A 19,267-nucleotide genomic window follows, 5' to 3' on the forward strand; every position below is an offset into this window, starting at 1 on the left:
TGTTCAGTTCTGTCGTCACACACGGATCTTGGACACCCTCGCTGCATGTTCGCAGCCAGACTCGGAATCCTCAGCCCTTGGAATCAATCATCTAGGCTTCGTCGCATGGACGCTCTCGCAGGACTCCTCGACGGGCCGCGAGCTCGTGGCGCCTTCCTGCTCCGCTCGATCATGACGCCCCCGTGGTCGGTGCGCATCCTCGACCGGGCCCCGCTGACGCTCGTCTCGATGCTGCGCGGTGAGGCGTGGGTGATCCCCGACGGCGGCGCCCCCGTACGGCTGACGCCCGGCGACGTGGCGATCATGCGCGGCCCCGAGGCGTACAACGTGGCCGACGACCCCGCCACCGAGCCCACCATCCTCATCCACCCGGGCGAGCGCAGCACCACCGTCGACGGCGTTGAGCTGTGCGCGTCGATGGACCTGGGCGTGCGCACCTGGGGCGACAGCCTGGACGGCCCCGCCGTCATGCTCAGCGGCACCTACCAGCTGCGCGGCGAGATCAGCAGGCGGCTGCTGAACGCCCTGCCGTCCGCGCTGGTGGTTCCCTCACTCGACACGCCCCTGCTCGCCCTGCTCGGCGACGAGATCGCCAAGGACCAGCCGGGCCAGGAGGTCTTCCTCGACCGGCTGCTCGACCTGCTGCTCATCGCCACGCTGCGCGCCTGGTTCTCCCGGCCCGAAGCCGGGGCGCCCGCCTGGTACCAGGCGCACAGCGACCCCGTCGTCGGCCGCGCGCTACGCGTCCTGCACAACGAGCCCGCCAGCCCGTGGACGGTCTCCGCGCTGGCCGACCGCGTGGGAGTCTCCCGCGCCGCCCTGGCGCGCCGCTTCACCGAACTGGTGGGCGAGCCGCCCATGTCCTACCTGACCAGCTGGCGGCTCACCATGGCCGCCGACCTGCTGCGCGAACCCGAGGCGACCGTGGCCTCCGTGGCACACAAGGTGGGGTACGGCAGCGCGTTCGCGTTGAGCACGGCGTTCAAGCGGGAGCGCGGGCTCAGCCCCCAGGAACACCGCATGGCCCCCGCCTGACCCGTTCCCTTGCTTGCCCCGAAGCGCCGACCGAACCCTCCACAACCCGGACCCCCACCCGTCGACTTTCCGCCAGGAGAACGTCCACCCCGCGACGTCCCCGCCCGACGACGTCCAGCCCGCAGAACATCCGCCCGCCCAGACCAGTCATGGTCGCGGCGAGGCCGCGTCCAGGAGAGCACGTCCAGCTTTGGTGAGCTCGTGCGTGGCCGTGCGACCGGCCCGGCTGCTGTCGATCAACCCGGCGTCTCGCAGGATCGTCAGGTGTTCGCTGGCCGTCGGGACGGTGACGCTCACCAGCCTGGCCACGATGGACGTCTGCAGCGGAGTGGTGAGCGCGGCCAGGATCCTCGACCGAGTCGTCCCCAGAAGCCGGTCAAGGGATCTCGGAGTGGGAGGTGCCGCCCAGAGGTACCGCCCGGATGCCGGGTAGTAGATCGCCGGAGTCCAGTGGTCTGAGGTGGTGCACTGCACCCGGTCGGTGATGAACAGCGACGGAATGAGAATGAGTCCCTCGGGGCAGTCGACGTCGAGGTCGGCGGACGACTTGACGGTGATGGTGTCGCCTTCGCACGCCGCGGAGTGGTGCAGGCGCGGAAGGACGGTGCGCAGCCCCTCGCGGTTGACCTGGATGGCCCGGTCCAGCATCTCGGCACGCAGCGCCTGCCGCATGGACGGCCACTCCGGTTCCATGGCCGCCGTCCAGAGGCGGCGCACCGCTTCGGCGGCCTCCGACCTGGCTCGGTCGGGGTCATCGAGCAGTCGGCGGCCTATTTCTGCCCCCCGCCCGATGCCGGCGTCGGCCAACTCGGCGTAGACCTGGTCCGCCGGGGTGGAGAGGAGGGCCTCCATGCCTTCTTCGAAGGTCGGCTCACTGGACATCGGCGATGGGTCGAGGAAGTCGGGCCGATACGCGCCATCGGCCATGAAGACCGTGAGCGCGCTCAGGTCCAGGCCGGAAAGGCGGTGGTGGCGACGGCGAAGCCACGGGTGGAACATCGGGTGACGCTGCGGTTCTGTCAACAGCCGGGCGAGACTGACCACTTCGTGGATCGGCGACATGGCCCATCGCACGCTCGCAGCGCCGGCACCCAATCGGAAGCGGATCACTCTCCCTATTGTTAGGCCACCGCCGAAGTGAGCGCGAGCGCGGCGGCGAAGCCCCGAGACTCGGGCCATGACCGAGACGAAGCCGGCGGACTGGTTCCGCGGGCGACCCGAGCGCGCCGGAAAGACGCGAACGATCCAGCTAGGTGCCGGCGGATCGACCGTCGAAGTCCTCGCCGCCCCGGCGGAGACCGGCGGGATCGTGAGCATCTACCGGTGGCGCATGTCGCCCTCCAGCCGGGGACCTGTCCCGCACTTTCACACGACCTTCAGCGAGACCTTCATCGTTGAAGCAGGCGAAGTCGACTACTTCGACGGGCGGGCGTGGCGAACACTGCTGCCCGGCGACACCGCGCATGCCGCGATGGGTGACGTCCACGCGCTTCGGAAGGAGCGCGCCGACCCTGCCACCCTCCTCATGGCACTCTCGCCAGGCGTACCCCGGGAGGAGTATTTCGCGCAGCTCGCCACCGTGGCCGATCGGGACCTGAGCCGGCTTCACGAAGCCCACGACAACCACTTCGTTGACGACCACGAACGGTGATAGCGCCCCGCTGTCTGGAATGCGCTCGTACAACTGCTCCCGAAAGGGCGAGACACACCCATGCTCACCACCATCGCCACCGTGCTCGCCGGACTGATCGGCGCGGGCGTCATCGTCATGGGCACCAGCTTCTTCTGGGCGCCGCAGGCCGCGGTCGGCTTCGGGATCCCCGACACGCCGACCGAGGGCCGGAGCTTCCATGCCTGGCTGTCCGTCAAGGGCGTGCGCGACATCGCCTCAGGACTTTTCATCCTCATCGTGCTGGCCGGCGGGACAACCCACCTGCTGGGCTGGTTCATGCTGGCCGCCGGCGCCATCCCCGTCGGCGACGCGGTGATCGTGCTGCGCAGCAACGGGCCCAAGACGGCCGCCTACGGCATTCACGGCGCCACCGCCGTGGTGATGCTGGCGATCAGCGCGCTCCTGCTCATCGCGTAAACCAGGTGGTCCGGCGGCCGGAGCTCTTCGACGCGTCCCGCCATCGCCTCACCAGCGATCCAGCAGCCGGTCGACGTCGGGCCAGAACAGCGCGGTCAGGCCGCGCCGTCCCTCGGCTCGGCGAGAACCCGCTGAAGCAGCAGCGTGTTGACGTGCACCAGCGCGGACCGCCGCAGGTGCAGGCATCGAGGTTTCGGCGTGGTCCTTGTCCGGGCGGTCAGGGCGCCGTCCTTCCCGTAGTGCGGCACGGCATTCCTTCGCATTTTCTGAGAACTCGAAAAAGGAGACGACGATGACGATCAACGATCTGCGCGGTGTCCTCAAGGGGCGCGTGCTCCTGGCCGATGACGACGGCTTCGAACAGGCGGCCACCGCGTGGAATCTGACCGTCAGGCAGCCGGTGGCGGCCGTGGCGGAGGCCGCGGACGCCGATGACGTGGCGGCGCTCGTGCGTTACGCGCGGCGGGCGGGTTTGACGGTGACCGCGCAGCCGAGCGGGCATGGCGCCTCCGGTGATGTGGAAGGCCTGATCCTGTTGCGTACCGGCCTGCTGAACGAGGTGGAGGTACGCGCGGAGGAGCGCGTGGTCCGGGTGGGCGCGGGCGTGAAGTGGGGGCAGGTGCTGGCGGCGGCCGGTCCGCTGGGTCTGACCGGCCTGGCCGGCAGCGCGCCGGGGGTCAGCGTGACCGGCTACACCCTGGGCGGTGGGGTCGGCTGGTTCAGCCGCAAGTACGGCTTCGCCTCCGACAGCGTGCGGGCCATCGACATCGTGGACGCCGAGGGCGAGCCGGGCCGGGTGACCGCCGAGTCCGATCCCGAGCTGTTCTGGGCGCTGCGCGGCGGTGGCGGGGACTTCGCGATGGTGACCGCCCTCGAACTCGAGCTGTATCCCGCGCCAGTCCTGTACGGCGGGCGCGTGATCTGGCCGGAGCACCGGACCAGGGAGGTGTACGACGCGTTCCTGGAGATCACCGCCGAGGCGCCGCGTGAACTCAGTGTCTGGATCAACCGGCTCCAGCCACCCGGCGCGCCGCCGATGGTGACGCTGGATCTGGCCTACCTGGGTGAGGCGGCTCAGGCGGAGGACCTGCTGGCGCGCATCGACAAGATCGAGGGCGCGATCTCCGACAGCCGCGGCGTCGTCCCGGTCGCCGACCTGGGTCACATCGCCGCCGAGCCCACCGATCCGGCCCCGTCCATCGCTCGTGCGGAGCTGCTCACCGGCCTGGACGCGGACGCGGTGGAGCTCCTGCTGGCCAAGCCGGTCGAACCGCTCATCAACCTGCAGATCAGGCACCTGGGCGGGGCGCTCGCCGAGCCGGGCGGCGGGGCCGGTGCGAGCGGCGCGGTGGCTGAGCCGTACCTGCTCGGCCTGGTGGGTCTCGGCCTGCCGCACGCGGCCGATGCGACGCGCGCCAAGCAGGCCGAGGTCGTGGCGGACCTGGAGGCCTACATCAGCGGCCGCAAGCCGTACACCGTGCTGTCTCCCGGCGACACGGCGGCGAAGTCCTTCTCCGGCAGCACGCTCGCGCGGCTGCGGGAGATCAAGCGGGCCCGTGACCCGCACAACGTGTTCCGCGCGAACTACCCGGTGCTCGGATAGATCGGTTCCCAGCAGGTCACGGCCCCGCTGGTCGCGGTCTGCCGTCGTGGTCGCGCAGCACGCGCAGGACACTCGCGGCCGAGGGGTGACGGCCCCTTTTTCGCGCCGCTGGTGATGACGAGGCGGGCGGCGATGTCGCGCAGGCTGAGGTCTTGCTCGCGCAGGTGCAGGGCCATGGGGACTGCAGAGAATGCGCCGGGCGCACTCAGATGGCCTCACCCAACTGCTCGGCCAGCCGCTCCAGACCCCCCTTGATGAGCCGCCCGTACTCGTCGTCGCCCAGCGCGCCGATCCCGGCCCGCGCCTGCTGGAGGTGCGGTGCTCAATCGGGGTGCTCCTCGTCTGGTCGTGTGCTGGCGGCGGCTTGGTTGTGATCGCCGGTCGATTCGGTTCCATTCGGCCGTCTGATCGCCTATCTTGCTCCGCTCGTCTCTTTTCGTCCGGGACGGAAAGACCCGTGCCTCCGCCTTGCCGTGGGTGGGCGGTGCTTTGGGCCGGGCGGCTCGGATCAGGCGGCTGGGGAACCGGCTGCGGCAGGAGGTGTGCCGCGTATCGCTGTTGCGGTTGTTGCGGTTGTTGCCACTTCGATTCCGCAGCTCTCAGGGGGTGCGGGAGCGAACCGCGCGGGGGCAGCATCGGTCCGAGACGATCACCGATTCGTGATCGTCGTCATCTCGTTCGACCCCCTGGAAAGGACCCCTATGTCCACACGATCCGCTCTCGCACGCCTGGTGCCGGCGGTGGTCTTCACCACCGGACTCGTGGCCGCCTCTCTCGCCCCGGCCGCAACCGCCCACGCAGCGTCCCAGGGCGCCACCTGCAGCGGTGAGCGCATCGGCCGCGTCCCGATCACAGCCACGACCGAAGACAGAAGCGCTTCGATGAAGGGCGCCTTCCTGCACATCTACCGCAACGGCGGCCAGGTGTGTGCTTTCACCAACACCAGCCTCGCAGCCGAGCGCTATCGCAAGGCCTTGATGGTCGAGCTCTATGCCTGCGGGCGCACCGCCGGCCAGTGCCGGCAGGACCCGGATCTCGTCCTGCTGTCCGACTCCTCGAACAACGACCCGGAAGAAAGGGGAAGCACCCTCAACCGGACCGGCGCGGCCACCGTCAACGCCGGCGGACTGTGCATCTGGGCCTGGGGTGCCGTGCTTTTCAACGACTCGCGCGGCAGGCGGTTCGAGGGGAAGGCTAGGAGCGCGATCTCCTGCCCGGGGTGAACCCATCCGAGGCCAGGCGAGAAGTGCGCCGCCTGGCGTGCGTGACGTAGGTGCTGCCGATCCGGTCGACGAGATCGATGCCGTCCTCGCCAGGCGGCGCTGGTGCCTGTCCCCAGCAGCGTCGGGCGGAGAGGCCTTCATCGTCCGATCAAGCGGTGCAGGTTTCCAGCCTGCACCCGCGAAAGGGGCCCTGCCACCATGATCGGTGAAGCCGGGCCCCTTATGCGCTGCAGCAGGTGGGTGTCGGCCCCTCAGGGATCAGGAGCAGACGCGCTTCAGGCTGGCGTACTTGCCCCAGCCGAGCGTGTATCCCTTCGGCCCTCTGTCCCAGAACTTGATGGAGGTGACGCGGTCGCCGGTGTAGATGGTGTACCAGCCCTCCTTGTCGATCTCGTTGATCCCCGCATTGGTGCCCCAGGTTCCGTGGCCCTCGTTGGTGATCCCCTCCACCCAGAAGTCGATGTAGCCCGTGGCCTGCCTGTCGGGCACGTAGAACTGGTAGGCGCAGTGCGCGGCGGTGAACGCCACCTTGTACTGGACCTCGATGCAGGCGTGGTCGCCGTTGGTGTAGGTCCACTCGATGGGCCGCTGCGTGTCCCAGCCGCTGAAGTACTGGTCGTTGCCGGGGCATGCGGTGGTGTTGCGCTCCAGCGTGGTGACGTAGGGGGTGAACGTCTCCTCGGCGGGATCGGCGACGGCGGGCGAGCCGGTCAAGGCGAGCGCGGGCAGGACGAGGGCCGCTGCTGCGACGGCCCGGGCGGCGATGCGCTGAACAGATCTCACTGCGGGACTCCTGTCGGGTCGAGATGGTGTGCCGTGATGGCACAAGATCACTTTCGGAAAACCGGTGGCGCGTCCACGCCCGTGGACGGCGCATGCCGGCGACGAGCGGACACCTGCCAGGTCTGGACGGCGGCTGACCAAGCGAGGAGATGATCCGATCGCCGAGGAAGAACGTGGACACCGGAGAGGACCCGGTGGCCGCGTTCATCGCCCGGTTACGGGCGCTGCATCAGTGGCAAGGGGCCGCTCGTCACTGCCCGGCGGACCTTGCGCACTTTCTGACCTGCTTGCGGATGTCGTCGCCGGTGTTGACCCACGCGTCGGTCAGCACCGTCTGCGTGCCGTAACCGCTGGAGCTGTAGCCGCCGCCCAGGGAGATCCAGGCGGTGGTCGAACCGTACGGGCCGGTGAGCTTCGGGCCCTCCAGCCAGCACACCGGATGGACCGTTTCGCCGTAGGCGTACCACCGCACGGGGCGCTTGTTGAAGTCGATCCGGTACACCTCCTCATCGGCGGTCCCGCCGATGAGGGTCGCCTCGAACGTGACAAGGCCCGCCGTGTTGACCACCTTGCCGGTGAGTGCCTGCTCGGTCGCGGCCGCACCCGGCAGGGCCGTCATCCCTACCGCCAGGAGCCCGCCCGCCACCAGCGCGCCGATCTTCTTCATCGTCTGTTCCCTTCGTCGTCTCGAGCACTGCGAGATCACTTTCGGAGGGCCGGCACGGTGTCCACCACCCGTGGACAGCACCTGTGGACGACGACCGGACACCCGCCCGGTCTGGACAGCGGCTGACCAGCGAGGACACGAGGCCGAAGGCGCGTGCCCGTTCGTGATGGCCCGGTGTCCGAGCGTGGATGAGGACACCAACCGGGGAGCAGACGCGCGGCGAGACGACGCCGGCGGATGGGTGGCTTTCGCCGGGCATGAGGCCGGCCCCCGCGTCGAGGCGATGCGAGGGCCGGCGTGATGGCCGTTGCTTCCCGGAGCCCCGGACTTCCGGCCGGGCACGCATTCGCAAAGCGTCTTTGCAAACAATCTTTGCGAACGGTACGGTGCTCTCGTGGATCTCGTCCCGCAGGAGATAACCGATGTCGAAGCGCTGAAGCTCCTGGCGCACCCCATGCGACAGCGGATCGAGCGGCAGTTGCGCAACGGTCCTGCCAACTCCGCGACTCTCGCCCGAGCACTGGGCCAGAGCACTGGCCTGACCAGCTATCACCTGCGCCAGATGGCCAAGCACGGGTTCATCGAAGAGGTGCCCGAGCTGTCGAGGGGGCGAGAACGCTGGTGGCGCCAGGTGCCTGCTGATCGCAGGATCCCGCCCTACAGCCGCCAGACCCCCGAGATGCGGGCAGCGGTCGAGGAGATGAACCGGCTCGACTTCGCCGACGAGCTCGAGCAACTCACCCGCTTCCAACTCGAACGCGACGACCTCGGTGAATGGGCCGACGCCCTGGTCTGGTCGCGCTCGGCGATGCGCCTCACCCTCGACGAGCTCAAAGAGTTCCTCGAGGAGTACGTGAAACTGCTCTACCGCTACAAAAGGCCGGACGAGGCGACGCCACCCGGAGCGCGCGCTGTGCTCGCCCGGATGCTCGCGTTCCCCGCCCCCACATCCGCCGACGACGGCGAATGAACTGGGCCGCCGGGTGCCAGCCCGACGGCCCAGAGACGAAATCCGCATCACCACGCCCCGCCAAGGGCGTGTCTTCACGTGCACGGATTCCCATAGAAAGGAGAGCACCTCATGCTGCTCTCACGCAAACGCTGGACGGGGTCGCTGCTGCCCGTCATACTCGCGATCGCCTTGTGCGCCCTACCCGTACCCGCACACGCCGACGCGCTGGTCACCAGCGACGTCACCTTCACCGGGGACGGCGGCGTGACCTTGCACGGAACGGTCGTGGCGCCAAAGTCGGCGAAAGGCCGCAGGCCCGGCATCGTCATGGTGCACGGCGCCGGGCCCGTCACCCGGGAGGAATTCCGGGACGAGGCCGAGGCCTACGCCAAGCGCGGCATCGTGACCTTGATATACGACAAGCGCACCATCGGCTACTCCACCCTGCGGCGGAACTACGAGACGCTCGCCGGTGACGCGCTCGCGGCGGTACGCACACTGCGGGCCCGCGCCGAGGTGAACCCGGCGATGATCGGCATCTGGGGACTGTCGGAGGGAGCGTGGGTGGCGCCGATCGCGGCCGCCCGATCCTCGGACGTGGCCTTCCTCGTCGTCGCCGGTGCGGTCGGAACGACGCCCGCCAGGCAACAGGCATGGGCGTACGGCGAGCGGCTCCGGCACGCGGGCGTGCACGGATCGCTGACCCACATGCTGCAGCAGCGCGCCATCAGGTTCGGGATCGGGAGCGGCCTGTTCGGCGAGGAGGACCGCGACCCCATGCGCAGCTGGGAACACGTCCACCAGCCTGTCCTCGCGCTGTGGGGAACCCTCGACCGGGAGGCGATGCCCGCCGAGAGCTCCCAGATCATCCGGCAGGGCCTGGAACGCGGCGGCAACACCCACTCCACCATCCACTTCATCACCGGCGTCCGCCACAACCTCAACCGCACGTTCGACGACGGCTTCGACCGTCCCGACAGTCTCCCTGCCGACTTCGCCGAGTTCGAGGCCGCCTGGATCACCAGCCTGAGCGATGGCCCGCCGAAGGCCGGCGCGGACCAGCCGCCGCCCCAGGATCTGCTGAGCCGCCCGGTGGACGGACCGTTCGCCTGGTACGAGTCACCCTGGCTGCAACTCGCGGCTTTCACGATCTTCCTGGCCGCCTCCCTCGGCTACGCGCTGGCCGCGATCGTCAGGCGGCTGCGGCGACGCCGCGGCGCACCCCCAGCCTCACGACCGGCTCGCTGGCTCGTCATCGCCCTCATGGCCTCCACACTCGGCTTCCTCGGCTACTTCTGTGTCCTGGTGCTCACCGGCGCCTACCTGATCGGGCCCGTGGTCCTCGGCCGCTCCCTGCCATGGCTGGCGCTTCAGCTTCTCGCCGTGGCCACGGTCGTCGCCGCGGTCGCCACGGCCACCGCTACCTGGCGCCACCGCCGCGAGCTGTCCCCCGGAAACCGGATACGGCTGGGAATGATCCTGGCAGCAGCCGCGGTGTTCGTGCCGTGGGCGGCCTACTGGGGCGTGCTCATTCCCTGAACCGGTGAGCTGGAACGCTCGGCGGTCTTCGCGGCTCTCCACCCTGATCCGTGCGACGAGGCCCAAAGTAGCTGTGGGTATCCGAAGTCACCTTTGGTGGCGAGGGCCGTTGGTGTTCCACGTCTTCGCCGCGCCGGCCGAGTTCATCCGCGAGCTCATCGCCGCCGGCACCCTGTACAGCCACATCCCCGAACTGCAGGAGCCGCAGGCCCCGCCGAGCGGCGCCGCGGTGATCTTCTCACTCCACCGCGCCAAGAATGGCGCCCCGCTGCCCGGCGCGAGCGCGCCGGGCCAGCTCGGGCCCTTCGGCCCGTACGGAGACGATGCCGAGCACGATGTCGAGTCCGACTTTGCAACGTCACTCACAGCTACTCGGTGGGCTGGAGCGGGGCGGGGCTGGACGGGGTGGTGGGTGGTTCGTCGTTCTCCAGCGCTCGATACCGGGTGGAGCGGCCGACGCCGAGGTGCTTGGCGATGGCGGTGATGGATTCGCCACGGGCCTGCCGGGCGCGGGCGGCGGCCAGCTTGTCCTCATCCAGCGCCGGGGGCGGCCTCCGGCGCGGGCGGCGGCCAGGCCGTCCAGGGTGCGCTCGCTGATCAGCTCGCGTTCCATCTAGGCGGCCAGGCCGGCGAACATGAACAGCATCCGGTCGGCGATCGCCTGCCCGCTGGCCGTGCAGGCCGGCGCAGATGCCGGACAGGATCTGAAGGTTGATGCCGCGCGGGGCGAGGGTGTCTTCGAGGAAGATCAGCAGTTCCTTGACCGAGCGGGCGATGCGGTCGGGCTTGTAGATGACCAGGGTGTCGCCGGGGTGCATCCGTTCGACGGTGGCGGGCGGGCGAATATTACGCTCCGTTGCGATTCTCGACTCTGGGTGCCGGAGATATTACGATGCGTGATCGCCGCTGCGCCCCGCCTGTCCCCTGGGGCAAGGGCATGGCTGTGGGTGCTCATCGCCGCACTCGCCTGGACCATGCAGGTCCTCGGCGCCAGCACCTACACCGAGGCGCTCACCGCCGACCGCGAGGTGGTCGCCACCGATCGAGGTACACCCGCCGAGGAGGTCTCCCGGAGGGCCGAACCGCTCCTCCGCCGCTCCGCCCACCACCCCGTGCCGAGCCGTCGCGCCCGGACCACCCTCCCGCCCGCCCCGCGCCCGTGCGCGCGAGCGGCCGGGCTCCAGACGCTCCTCTGCGTGTGGCGTACGTGACAGGGCCCTGTGCCCGCCGTACTTCCACCCTGATCGGAGCCCGACATGAAGGATTTGTACGTCGTTCTGGAGACATGGACCCATCACTGCCCGCAATGCCGTAAGGAGTGGCGCTACACCTACGAGGCGTGGCACGGCGACAACGGGTGCGGGAGATGCGCCGTCACGTGGCGCCACCGCGGCCAACTCGTGCCCACGCCGTGGTCGGGGCCCGCGTGCCCCGACTGCTCGACACCGGCGAGAGCGACCGTGCCTCACTGAGCCCGCGTGCCGCCGTCGTTCTCCCCGAACGGCGGCGGCACCCCGCCCCCGACCCGCGCACGAGCACCTGACCGTCCCTTCCGATCGACGCCGCGACCCGCGCACGAGCGCCTGACCGTCCCTTCCAACTGCCGCCGCGACCCGCGCATGAGCACCTGACCGTCCCTCCGATCACCACCGTGACGCGCGCACGAGCACCTCACCATCCCCTCCGATCACCACCATGACCCCGCGCACGAGCTTCCCCCTTCCCCTCCGATCACCACCGCGCGCGACCCCCAGATCTCCCCCCAACCACCACTGCGCGCATGACCGCCTGCCCTCTCCTCGAACCGGCGCGGCGCGTCCCACCGTCGGCGGCCGGGCGAGCGGAAAATGTCGGTGCGGGGGTCTAGGGTTTCGGGTTCAGGCTCGCCGTGACGGCGGGGACCGAAGTCCTGCTGGGCGCGCGCCCTCGGCGGACGGGACCATGCGGGGACGGAGGTGCCAGGCCGGCTTGCCGTACGGGAGAAACCCCTCCTGAGCGGGAAAGACGCAGCCGGCGAGCGCACCCGCCCCGCGGGTCCGGCACAATTGGGCGGCGGACCATCGAAAGGCGAATCAGTGCTCTCTATTCACCAGCGCATCGCGGAAGAGCTGGGCGTACGCGAGGGGCAGGTGCAAGCGGCGGTCGACTTGCTCGACGGCGGCGCCACCGTGCCGTTCATCGCGCGTTACCGCAAGGAGGTCACCGGCGCGCTCGACGACGCGCAGCTGCGCACGCTGGAGGAGCGGCTGCGCTACCTGCGTGAGCTCGAGGAGCGGCGCGCGGCGATCCTGGAGTCGATCGAGACGCAGGGCAAGCTCACCGACGAGCTGAGGGAGCAGATCCTCGCGGCCGACACCAAGGCCCGTCTCGAGGACATCTACCTCCCCTACAAGCCGAAGCGCCGCACCAAGGCCATGATCGCCCGAGAGCTCGGGCTGGAGCCGCTGGCCGACGCGCTGCTGGGCGACCCGACGCTCGACCCGCTCGCCACCGCCGAGCCGTACGTCGTGGAGGGGCTGGCCGACGCGGCCGCCGCCCTGGAGGGCGCCCGCGCCATCCTGATCGAGCGTTTCGCCGAGGACGCCGACCTGATCGGCACGCTGCGCGAGCGCATGTGGTCGCACGGCAGGGCGGTCTCGGCCGTGCGCGAGGGCAAGGAGGAGGCGGGGGCCAAGTTCTCCGACTACTTCGGCTTCAGCGAGCCGTTCACCAAGCTGCCCTCCCACCGGATCCTCGCGATGTTCCGCGGCGAGAAGGAAGAGATCCTCTCGGTGACACTCGAGCCCGAGGAGGGGCCCGAGTACGAGATGCGCATCGCCGCCCGCTTCGGCGTCTCCGACCAGGGCAGGCCGGCCGACAAGTGGCTCGCCGACACGGTTCGCTGGGCGTGGCGCACGCGCATCCTCGTCCATCTCGGCCTCGACCTGCGCATGCGGTTGTGGCAGGCGGCCGAGGACGAGGCGGTGCGGGTGTTCGCCGCCAACCTGCGCGACCTGCTGCTGGCCGCGCCCGCCGGCACGCGCGCCACGATGGGTCTCGACCCGGGCCTGCGCACCGGCGTCAAGGTCGCCGTGGTCGACGCGACGGGCAAGGTCGTCGAAACCGCCACCATCTACCCGCACGAGCCCAAGCGCCAGTGGGACCAGTCGCTCGCCGTGCTCGGCGCGCTCGCCCAGAAGCACGGCGTCGAGCTGATCGCGATCGGCAACGGCACCGCCTCCCGCGAGACCGACAAGCTCGCCGGCGAGCTGGTCAAGCACATGCCGGGGCTGACCAAGATCGTGGTGTCGGAGGCCGGCGCTTCGGTCTACTCCGCCTCCGCCTACGCCTCGCAGGAGCTTCCCGGCCTCGATGTCTCGCTGCGCGGCGCCGTCTCCATCGCCCGCCGCCTGCAGGACCCGCTGGCCGAGCTGGTCAAGATCGACCCGAAGTCCATCGGCGTCGGCCAGTACCAGCACGACCTGGCCGAGACCAAGCTGTCGCGCTCGCTCGACGCGGTGGTCGAAGACTGCGTCAACGCGGTCGGCGTCGACGTCAACACCGCCTCCGCGCCGCTGCTGACCCGCGTGTCCGGCATCGGGGCGACGCTGGCCGACAACATCGTCCAGCACCGCGACACCCACGGGCCGTTCAGGTCGCGCAGCGCGCTGAAGGAGGTGGCGCGCCTCGGGCCCAAGGCGTTCGAGCAGTGCGCGGGCTTCCTGCGCATCCCCGGCGGCGACGACCCGCTCGACGCCTCCAGCGTGCACCCCGAGGCCTACCCCGTGGTGCGGCGCATCCTGAGCGCGGTCGGCGCCGACCTCAAGTCGCTCATCGGCAACACCGCGACGCTGCGCTCCCTCAAGCCCGCCGAGTTCGTCGACGACACCTTCGGCCTGCCGACGGTCACCGACATCCTGGGCGAGCTGGAGAAGCCGGGTCGTGACCCGCGTCCGGCGTTCAAGACGGCGACGTTCAAGGAGGGCGTGGAGAAGCTCTCCGACCTCGCGTCCGGGATGATCCTCGAAGGGGTCGTCACGAACGTCGCGGCGTTCGGGGCGTTCGTCGACATCGGCGTGCACCAGGACGGGCTGGTCCACGTGTCGGCGATGTCGCGCACGTTCGTCAAGGATCCGCGCGACGTGGTGAAGCCCGGCGACATCGTCAAGGTGAAGGTGCTCGAGGTCGACATCCCGCGCAAGCGCATCTCGCTCACGCTCCGGTTGGAGGACGAGACCGCGGCGGGCGCCAGGCAGGGGCGTGGACGCTCGGCCGAGGGCCGCGGCGCAGACGGCCAGCCGGGCGGCGGACGCTCCGGAGAAGGGCGCGGCGGCGGCCGTTCGGGTGGCCGCGGGGAAGGCCGCGCCGACGGCGGCCGCGGTGGCAACACGCGTGACGGCGGCCGGGGGAATGGCGGCGGCAACGGGCGTGACGGTGGCCGTGGCCGTGACGGTGGCAACGGGCGTGACGGTGGCAACGGGCGTGAGGGTGGCCGCCAGGGCGGGCAGCGCCGTCCCGCGCCGACCGGGGCCCTCGCCGAGGCCCTGCGCAAGGCCGGCCTGGCGGGCGACGACTACTGATCGCTCGCGGGGTGCGGGGTCCCGGTGGGCCCCGCACCCCGCGCGGTTCAGCGCCGAGCGGACGGGCGCCTGCCGCACCCCTCAGACTGGGTACGGTCATGGGGTGGGTGCCATGGACGAGACCAGTGACCTCTACCGCGACGCCGTACGGCAGGCTCGCGACCTGCTCCGGTGGCGGTCGCCGTTGCGAGCCGAACTGTGGGCGAGCAGGCTGGCCGCCAGCTGGCGGGACGACGAGCAGGCGGCCCGATCGTTCCTGGCGCGCGTCGCCCGGGACGACACCCCCGAGGCGCGCCTCATCCTGACCGCCCTCGCCTCCCTCTCCCAACTCCCGGAGGCCGACGAGCCGCCCACCGCCCACGGCGCGGACACCGGCGAGCCCACCGTCCCCGGAGAGGACGCCGGCCAGCCCACCACCCACCGTGGAGACGCCGGTGTAACTCCCACCGCCCACGGCGAACCCACCGTCCCCGGAGAGGACGCCGGCCAGCCCACCACCCACCGTGGAGATGCCGGTGTAACTCCCACCGCCCACGGCGCGGACACCGGCGAACCCGCTGTCCACCGTGGGGACACCGATGCGACGCCCGGCGCCTACGCGTCGACGCGCGATGTCGCCGCGGCCGGGGTTCCGCGCTGGATGGAGCTCATGGGGCGGGCCCGACCCGAATCCGCGTGGTACGGCACCGCCGACCCCTACGGCGAGCAGGCCCTGGCGGTCATCTCCTTCGTCTATCCCAACGAGAAGGAGCCCCACCTGGCCGTCGTCGCCATCGACCAGGCCAACGGCGGCTTCGCGGTCGACGCGGTCATCGAGGAGCCGAAGTTCCTGGAGGACCTCGACGTCCGCCCCGCCGATCCGGTGCGGGTGGCGGGCCGGATCATCGACGCGTTCGACCTCACCGACGCGGTGCTGGGCGCCCCGGTCGCCGAGACGCTCCCGCCGGCCCGCGCGATCGTCCTGGCCCGCGCCCACGCCACCGAGAACCCCGTCCTCGGCACGAAGAGCCCCGCGGACAGCGTGGAGAGCCCAGCACCCGCCCACGCCGCCGAGGTCCCTGCAGTCAGCGCGGAGCGCGCCTCGGAGGGTGTCAGGGGTGGGCGGCGGTCGCCGGATGACACCGTGGACCGCTTCGACGATCTCCCGGACGTGCCGGGCGCGAATGAGGCGTTCGCCACTCTTGTGGAGTTCTTGGGTGATCGTCCGTCCTGGTGGAGCCCGGCGCGCGTCACTCAGTTCCTGGCCTCGTGGCTGCCGAGGGAAGCGATCATGAGCGAGGCCGCCGTCGCCGCGATGCCCCAGGTTCTACGGGCTTGGACACGTCACCTGGGAGATCATCCCGAGGTGGTCGAGCGGGTCGAGACCGACTCCCGCGACCTGCCGTTGCTCATGGCCGACGGGTTGCGCTTCAGTCTCGGCAAGCGGTTGAGGCTCGCCGAGAGGGAGCACCGGGGGACGGACCGCTGACCACTGCGGCTATGCTGCGCAGTGACCTTTTCTGCGGCCCATTGAGGGAGAGCAACAGCATGTACAAGGAGTTCGCGGCCGAGGCTGTCGTCTGGGTGGTCCCGATCGTGGTCCTCATCGGCCTCGCCCTCATGATCACCGCCTGATCTCCGGGCGTTCATGATCTCAGCCCGCGAGACGGCCCTTCCCGCAGGAGCCGTCCGTGGGCTTTCGCGCGTTCCCCCACTGCCGAGCACGCGGGGGTTCCTGGCCGGTCAGCGGCAGGAGAAGTGGCGGACGGAGGTGCGCGCCGAGACGTACCAGCGCCCGACCGCGCCATGAGATCAGCACACCGCGGCCGCCGCTGTCGATACCTGATCAGGAAGCCCAGGCCGGCAACGGCCCGCCCTCGCGCAGCCTCCGCAACGCCTGCCGCTCCAGCTGCCTGATCCGTTCCCTGGTGAGTCCGAGCCGGTCGGCGATCTCCTGGTAGGTGAGCACCTTGCCGCCCGCCAGGCCGTACCGGCGTCTGATGATGAACGCCTCGCGCACCGGCAGTTCCCGCACCTGCCCGCGGATCTCGGCCGCCAGCGCGCGCAGTTCCATCAGCTCGGCCACCTGCGGGGCGTCGTCGTCGGCGATCAGGTCGCCGAGGCTGGCCTCGCCGTTCTCGCCGACGGGCGTGTCGAGGCTGATCGTCTCCCGCGCGATCCTGCGCAGGCCCTTGATCTGCTCGACGGTACGGCCGGCCGCCGTGGCCAGTTCGGCCTCGCCGGGTTCCCTGCCCAGGTCGGCGGCCAGCCGCAGGGTGATGCGTGCCAGGCGGGTGACCTCCTCGGCCATGTGGGCGGGCAGCCGCACGGTTCTGCTCTTGTCGTTGATGCCGCGCTCGATCGCCTGCCTGATCCACCACATGCCGTACGTGGAGAACTTGTATCCGCGCTTGTAGTCGAACTTCTCCACCGCTCGGATCAACCCCAGGTTGCCTTCCTGGATGACGTCGAGCAGGGGGAGCCCGCGGTGGGCGTAGCGTCTGGCGGCGGCGACGACCAGGCGCAGGTTGGCTCTGATCAGCCGGTCTCTGGCCTGTCCGCCGTCCCGCACGAGCGCCGGCAGTTCGGGCCGGTCGTCGCCGTGGGCCAGGAGGTGCGCGGCGTAGAGTCCCGCCTCCACCCGACGGGCGAGGTCGACCTCGTCCTCGGCGGTGAGCAGCGGGATCCCGCCGATCTCCTTGAGGTAGTCGCCTAACAGGTCCGCCATGCCGCCCGACTACCCGGCGAACGGCGGAGAATGCCCAGATTCGGAGAGTTCGGCGATGGCGAGTTCGGCGGTGGGCCTGATGTCGAAGAACTTGTCGAGCGCGGTGATCGCGAACAGGTGCTTGCAGCGCCCGTTGAGCCCGGACAGGAGCAGCCGCCCGCCGGAGGCGGTGACCGCCTTGTGGAGGTAGACCAGCACGGACAGCCCCGAGGAGTCACAGACCTCGACGGCCTGCATGTCGATGACGATCATCGGAGGCTGGCTGAGATCGAGTGCCTTGGTGACCCGATCACGGACCTCCGCCGCCGATCCGAAGTCGAAGTCGCCTGTCAGCCTCGCGATGACACACGGACCTTGTAGTCCGAGGCTGATTGACAAGGCCTGCTCCGCAGTCACCCAGCTCCACCTACCCGTGTAGCACGCTTCGATCCCGCTACCATACCGAAGATCGTGGGCAACGCCTCGCCCACCCGGCGGGGGGCGAGTGGGGCGAGCCGCGGAGAGCGGGTCAGGAGAAGTAGCGCGCGGGGGTGCCGACCAGCATCTGGTCGATCTGCTCCTGGGTCACGCCGCGCGAGCGCAGCGCGGGCAGCACGTCGTCGTGGATGTGGTCGTAGCGCCAGTTCGGCGCCACCAGCGGCACGCCTTCGTCCCAGTCGCCGGCGAAGTAGTCCATGAAGCAGGCGGCGTCGTGACTGAGCACCATGCGGTCGGCGTAACCCTGCTCGCACAGCGCGGCGATGGTGGCCACGCGCTGCTCGGTCGGGTTGTAGATGTCGAGCCCGAACCTGTCCATGCCCAGGATGGCCCCCGTGTCGGCGAGCCTGCGCAGGTAGTCGAGGTCGTTGCTGTCCCCCGCGTGCCCGACGACCACCTTGCGAAGGTCGACGCCCTCCTTGGCGAACAGGTCGAGCGCGAGCAGTCCCGACCGGGTGGCCGCGTCGGTGTGGACGGTGATGGGCGCGCCGGTGCGCACGTGTGCCTGGGCGGCGGCGCGGCACATGCGCTCGACCCCCTCGGTCAGGCCCCGCCTGTCGACCACGCACTTGACGAACGCGGCCCTGACCCCGGCGTCGGCGATGCCCTCGGTGAGGTCGCGGACCATGTCGTCGATCATCGGGTCCGGCATGTCCATGAGCAGCCCCGGCCCGCGGTGCTCGTAGGGGTGCGGCGGCAGGTCGTGGAAGTAGAGGCCGGTGGCGACGATGATGGTGAGCTCGGGCACCTCCGCGGCGATGCGCTGGATGCGGGGGATGTAGCGGCCGAGCCCCCACACGGTCGGGTCGGCGATCGTCCGGACGCCCTTGGCCGCCACCGCCTTCAGCTTGCCGATCGCGTCGGCCACCCTGAACTCCTCGTCCCACCAGCCGCCCGCGCCGTAGTTGTCCTTGTGCTCGGTCGACAGGGCGAAGATGTGCTCGTGCATCAGGGTCTGGCCAAGCTCGGCGACGTCGACCTGGCCGCGGACGGTGGGAACGGTGGGCATGCGGAGCCTCCCATACCGACTGGTGCGTCCGCGCCAACGTACGTCAAAGGATCCGGGGGAACAACGCCGGCATCATGTCAGCCCGGCCAGCTTGTACAGCACCAGCGAACCGGCCACGGCCACGTTGAGGCTGGTGCCCCTGCCGACCATGGGGATCTCGACCACGGCGTCCATGAGGTCGAGCGCCTCCTCGGGGACTCCGTCCGACTCGTGGCCGAGGACCACCACCGTAGGCCGCCGTGCGGCCGGCAGGTCGGCCAGGCGGATCGCCCGGTCCGCCAGCTCGACGGCGATCACGTCGTCTCCGTCGCTCTTCCTTTCCGTCAGCCAGCGCATCGGCCGTACCCAGTGGACGCAGGTACGGCTGCGCAGCGTGTTGCCTTTGGCGAGGGCGTCGGGCACCCACGGCAGCCGAGGTACGGCCATGCACGCGCCGACGGCGTCGCAGGTGCGCAGGAGGGTTCCGAGGTTGACACCGTGCAGGGGCCACAGCGGCGCGACGGTGAGATGGCCGAAACAGCGGGGACGCTTGTTCATGCGAAGGCGCTTCAGCGGTGCGCCCGGACCATCGACGGGGATTCCACCCCTATCGTGCCCTGCGGGCCCGGCAGCGCGCCAGGTGAC

The 19,267-nt window shown here is 70.3% G+C and carries 19 protein-coding genes; 10 read left to right on the top strand and 9 right to left on the bottom strand.

All coding sequences use genetic code 11. The annotated features are described in order from the left end of the window. The first annotated feature begins 105 nt into the window (after positions 1-105). Positions 106-1,035, top strand: a complete 930-nt coding sequence (locus ACWEVS_RS26555) for an AraC family transcriptional regulator (RefSeq protein ID WP_354913519.1) — start codon at positions 106-108, stop codon at positions 1,033-1,035. A 147-nt stretch (positions 1,036-1,182) separates the two neighbouring features. Here the strand turns inward: ACWEVS_RS26555 and ACWEVS_RS26560 are convergent, their stop codons facing one another. Then, positions 1,183-2,214, bottom strand: a complete 1,032-nt coding sequence (locus tag ACWEVS_RS26560; protein ID WP_452553871.1) for a DUF5937 family protein — start codon at positions 2,212-2,214, stop codon at positions 1,183-1,185. Here ACWEVS_RS26560 and ACWEVS_RS26565 point away from each other — a divergent pair. Both ACWEVS_RS26565 and ACWEVS_RS26570 read left to right on the top strand, forming a co-directional pair. Beyond that, entirely contained in the window at positions 2,213-2,686 is a 474-nt protein-coding gene (locus tag ACWEVS_RS26565) for a hypothetical protein (protein WP_452553873.1), read from the top strand. The genes ACWEVS_RS26560 and ACWEVS_RS26565 overlap by 2 nt on opposite strands. A 60-nt stretch (positions 2,687-2,746) precedes the next feature. Beyond that, positions 2,747-3,124 (top strand): DUF4267 domain-containing protein, encoded by a 378-nt coding sequence (locus ACWEVS_RS26570; protein ID WP_452553875.1) that lies wholly within the window; start codon positions 2,747-2,749, stop codon positions 3,122-3,124. 95 nt (positions 3,125-3,219) lie between these two features. On the opposite strand, the gene ACWEVS_RS26575 is transcribed toward ACWEVS_RS26570, so the two are convergent. After that, a complete protein-coding gene (locus ACWEVS_RS26575; protein ID WP_452553877.1) occupies positions 3,220-3,372 on the bottom strand; it encodes a hypothetical protein in 153 nt (50 codons plus the stop codon). Between the two features lie 44 nt (positions 3,373-3,416). Here ACWEVS_RS26575 and ACWEVS_RS26580 point away from each other — a divergent pair, with 44 nt between their 5' ends. Together ACWEVS_RS26580 and ACWEVS_RS26585 are read left to right on the top strand one after the other, a co-directional pair. Further along, the gene (locus tag ACWEVS_RS26580; RefSeq protein WP_452553879.1) at positions 3,417-4,727 is read left to right on the top strand and encodes an FAD-binding protein; all 1,311 of its coding nucleotides are present in this window, start codon (positions 3,417-3,419) and stop codon (positions 4,725-4,727) included. A gap of 659 nt (positions 4,728-5,386) precedes the next feature. Then, positions 5,387-5,950, top strand: coding sequence for a hypothetical protein (locus tag ACWEVS_RS26585; protein WP_452412626.1), 564 nt, complete (start codon positions 5,387-5,389; stop codon positions 5,948-5,950). Between the two features lie 258 nt (positions 5,951-6,208). On the opposite strand, the gene ACWEVS_RS26590 is transcribed toward ACWEVS_RS26585, so the two are convergent. Then, positions 6,209-6,733 carry a hypothetical protein gene (locus ACWEVS_RS26590; RefSeq protein ID WP_452553880.1) on the bottom strand — a complete coding sequence of 175 codons (525 nt, stop codon included), beginning with the start codon at positions 6,731-6,733 and terminating at the stop codon, positions 6,209-6,211. A 250-nt stretch (positions 6,734-6,983) separates the two neighbouring features. Further along, on the bottom strand, positions 6,984-7,400 hold the full coding sequence (locus ACWEVS_RS26595; protein ID WP_452553881.1) for a hypothetical protein: 417 nt from the start codon (positions 7,398-7,400) through the stop codon (positions 6,984-6,986). A 394-nt stretch (positions 7,401-7,794) separates the two neighbouring features. Between ACWEVS_RS26595 and ACWEVS_RS26600 the strand changes: the two genes are divergently transcribed. Then, positions 7,795-8,370, top strand: a complete 576-nt coding sequence (locus tag ACWEVS_RS26600) for an ArsR/SmtB family transcription factor (protein WP_452553882.1) — start codon at positions 7,795-7,797, stop codon at positions 8,368-8,370. 111 nt (positions 8,371-8,481) lie between these two features. Then, positions 8,482-9,891, top strand: a complete 1,410-nt coding sequence (locus tag ACWEVS_RS26605; RefSeq protein WP_452553883.1) for an alpha/beta hydrolase family protein — start codon at positions 8,482-8,484, stop codon at positions 9,889-9,891. A 368-nt stretch (positions 9,892-10,259) separates the two neighbouring features. Here the strand turns inward: ACWEVS_RS26605 and ACWEVS_RS26610 are convergent, their stop codons facing one another. Continuing rightward, entirely contained in the window at positions 10,260-10,709 is a 450-nt protein-coding gene (locus tag ACWEVS_RS26610; RefSeq protein WP_452553884.1) for a helix-turn-helix domain-containing protein, read from the bottom strand. 78 nt (positions 10,710-10,787) lie between these two features. Here ACWEVS_RS26610 and ACWEVS_RS26615 point away from each other — a divergent pair, with 78 nt between their 5' ends. The 3 genes from ACWEVS_RS26615 to ACWEVS_RS26625 all read left to right on the top strand — a co-directional run bounded on the left by ACWEVS_RS26615 (position 10,788) and on the right by ACWEVS_RS26625 (position 15,918). Continuing rightward, positions 10,788-11,102, top strand: coding sequence for a hypothetical protein (locus ACWEVS_RS26615; protein WP_452553885.1), 315 nt, complete (start codon positions 10,788-10,790; stop codon positions 11,100-11,102). An 864-nt stretch (positions 11,103-11,966) separates the two neighbouring features. Further along, positions 11,967-14,450, top strand: coding sequence for a Tex family protein (locus ACWEVS_RS26620; RefSeq protein WP_452553886.1), 2,484 nt, complete (start codon positions 11,967-11,969; stop codon positions 14,448-14,450). Between the two features lie 112 nt (positions 14,451-14,562). Then, positions 14,563-15,918, top strand: coding sequence for a hypothetical protein (locus tag ACWEVS_RS26625; RefSeq protein ID WP_452553887.1), 1,356 nt, complete (start codon positions 14,563-14,565; stop codon positions 15,916-15,918). Positions 15,919-16,275: 357 nt separating this feature from the next. Here ACWEVS_RS26625 and ACWEVS_RS26630 read toward each other — a convergent pair whose 3' ends face one another. The 4 genes from ACWEVS_RS26630 to ACWEVS_RS26645 all read right to left on the bottom strand — a co-directional run bounded on the left by ACWEVS_RS26630 (position 16,276) and on the right by ACWEVS_RS26645 (position 19,180). Further along, on the bottom strand, positions 16,276-17,157 hold the full coding sequence (locus tag ACWEVS_RS26630; protein WP_452553888.1) for a sigma-70 family RNA polymerase sigma factor: 882 nt from the start codon (positions 17,155-17,157) through the stop codon (positions 16,276-16,278). 9 nt (positions 17,158-17,166) lie between these two features. Beyond that, a complete protein-coding gene (locus tag ACWEVS_RS26635) occupies positions 17,167-17,553 on the bottom strand; it encodes an STAS domain-containing protein (RefSeq protein WP_354913536.1) in 387 nt (128 codons plus the stop codon). 112 nt (positions 17,554-17,665) lie between these two features. Beyond that, positions 17,666-18,643, bottom strand: coding sequence for a phosphotriesterase family protein (locus ACWEVS_RS26640; RefSeq protein WP_452553889.1), 978 nt, complete (start codon positions 18,641-18,643; stop codon positions 17,666-17,668). 72 nt (positions 18,644-18,715) lie between these two features. Continuing rightward, a complete protein-coding gene (locus tag ACWEVS_RS26645; RefSeq protein ID WP_449917269.1) occupies positions 18,716-19,180 on the bottom strand; it encodes a TrmH family RNA methyltransferase in 465 nt (154 codons plus the stop codon). Between the last annotated feature and the right edge of the window lie 87 nt (positions 19,181-19,267).

It is taken from the genome of Nonomuraea sp. NPDC003754, assembly GCF_053605785.1.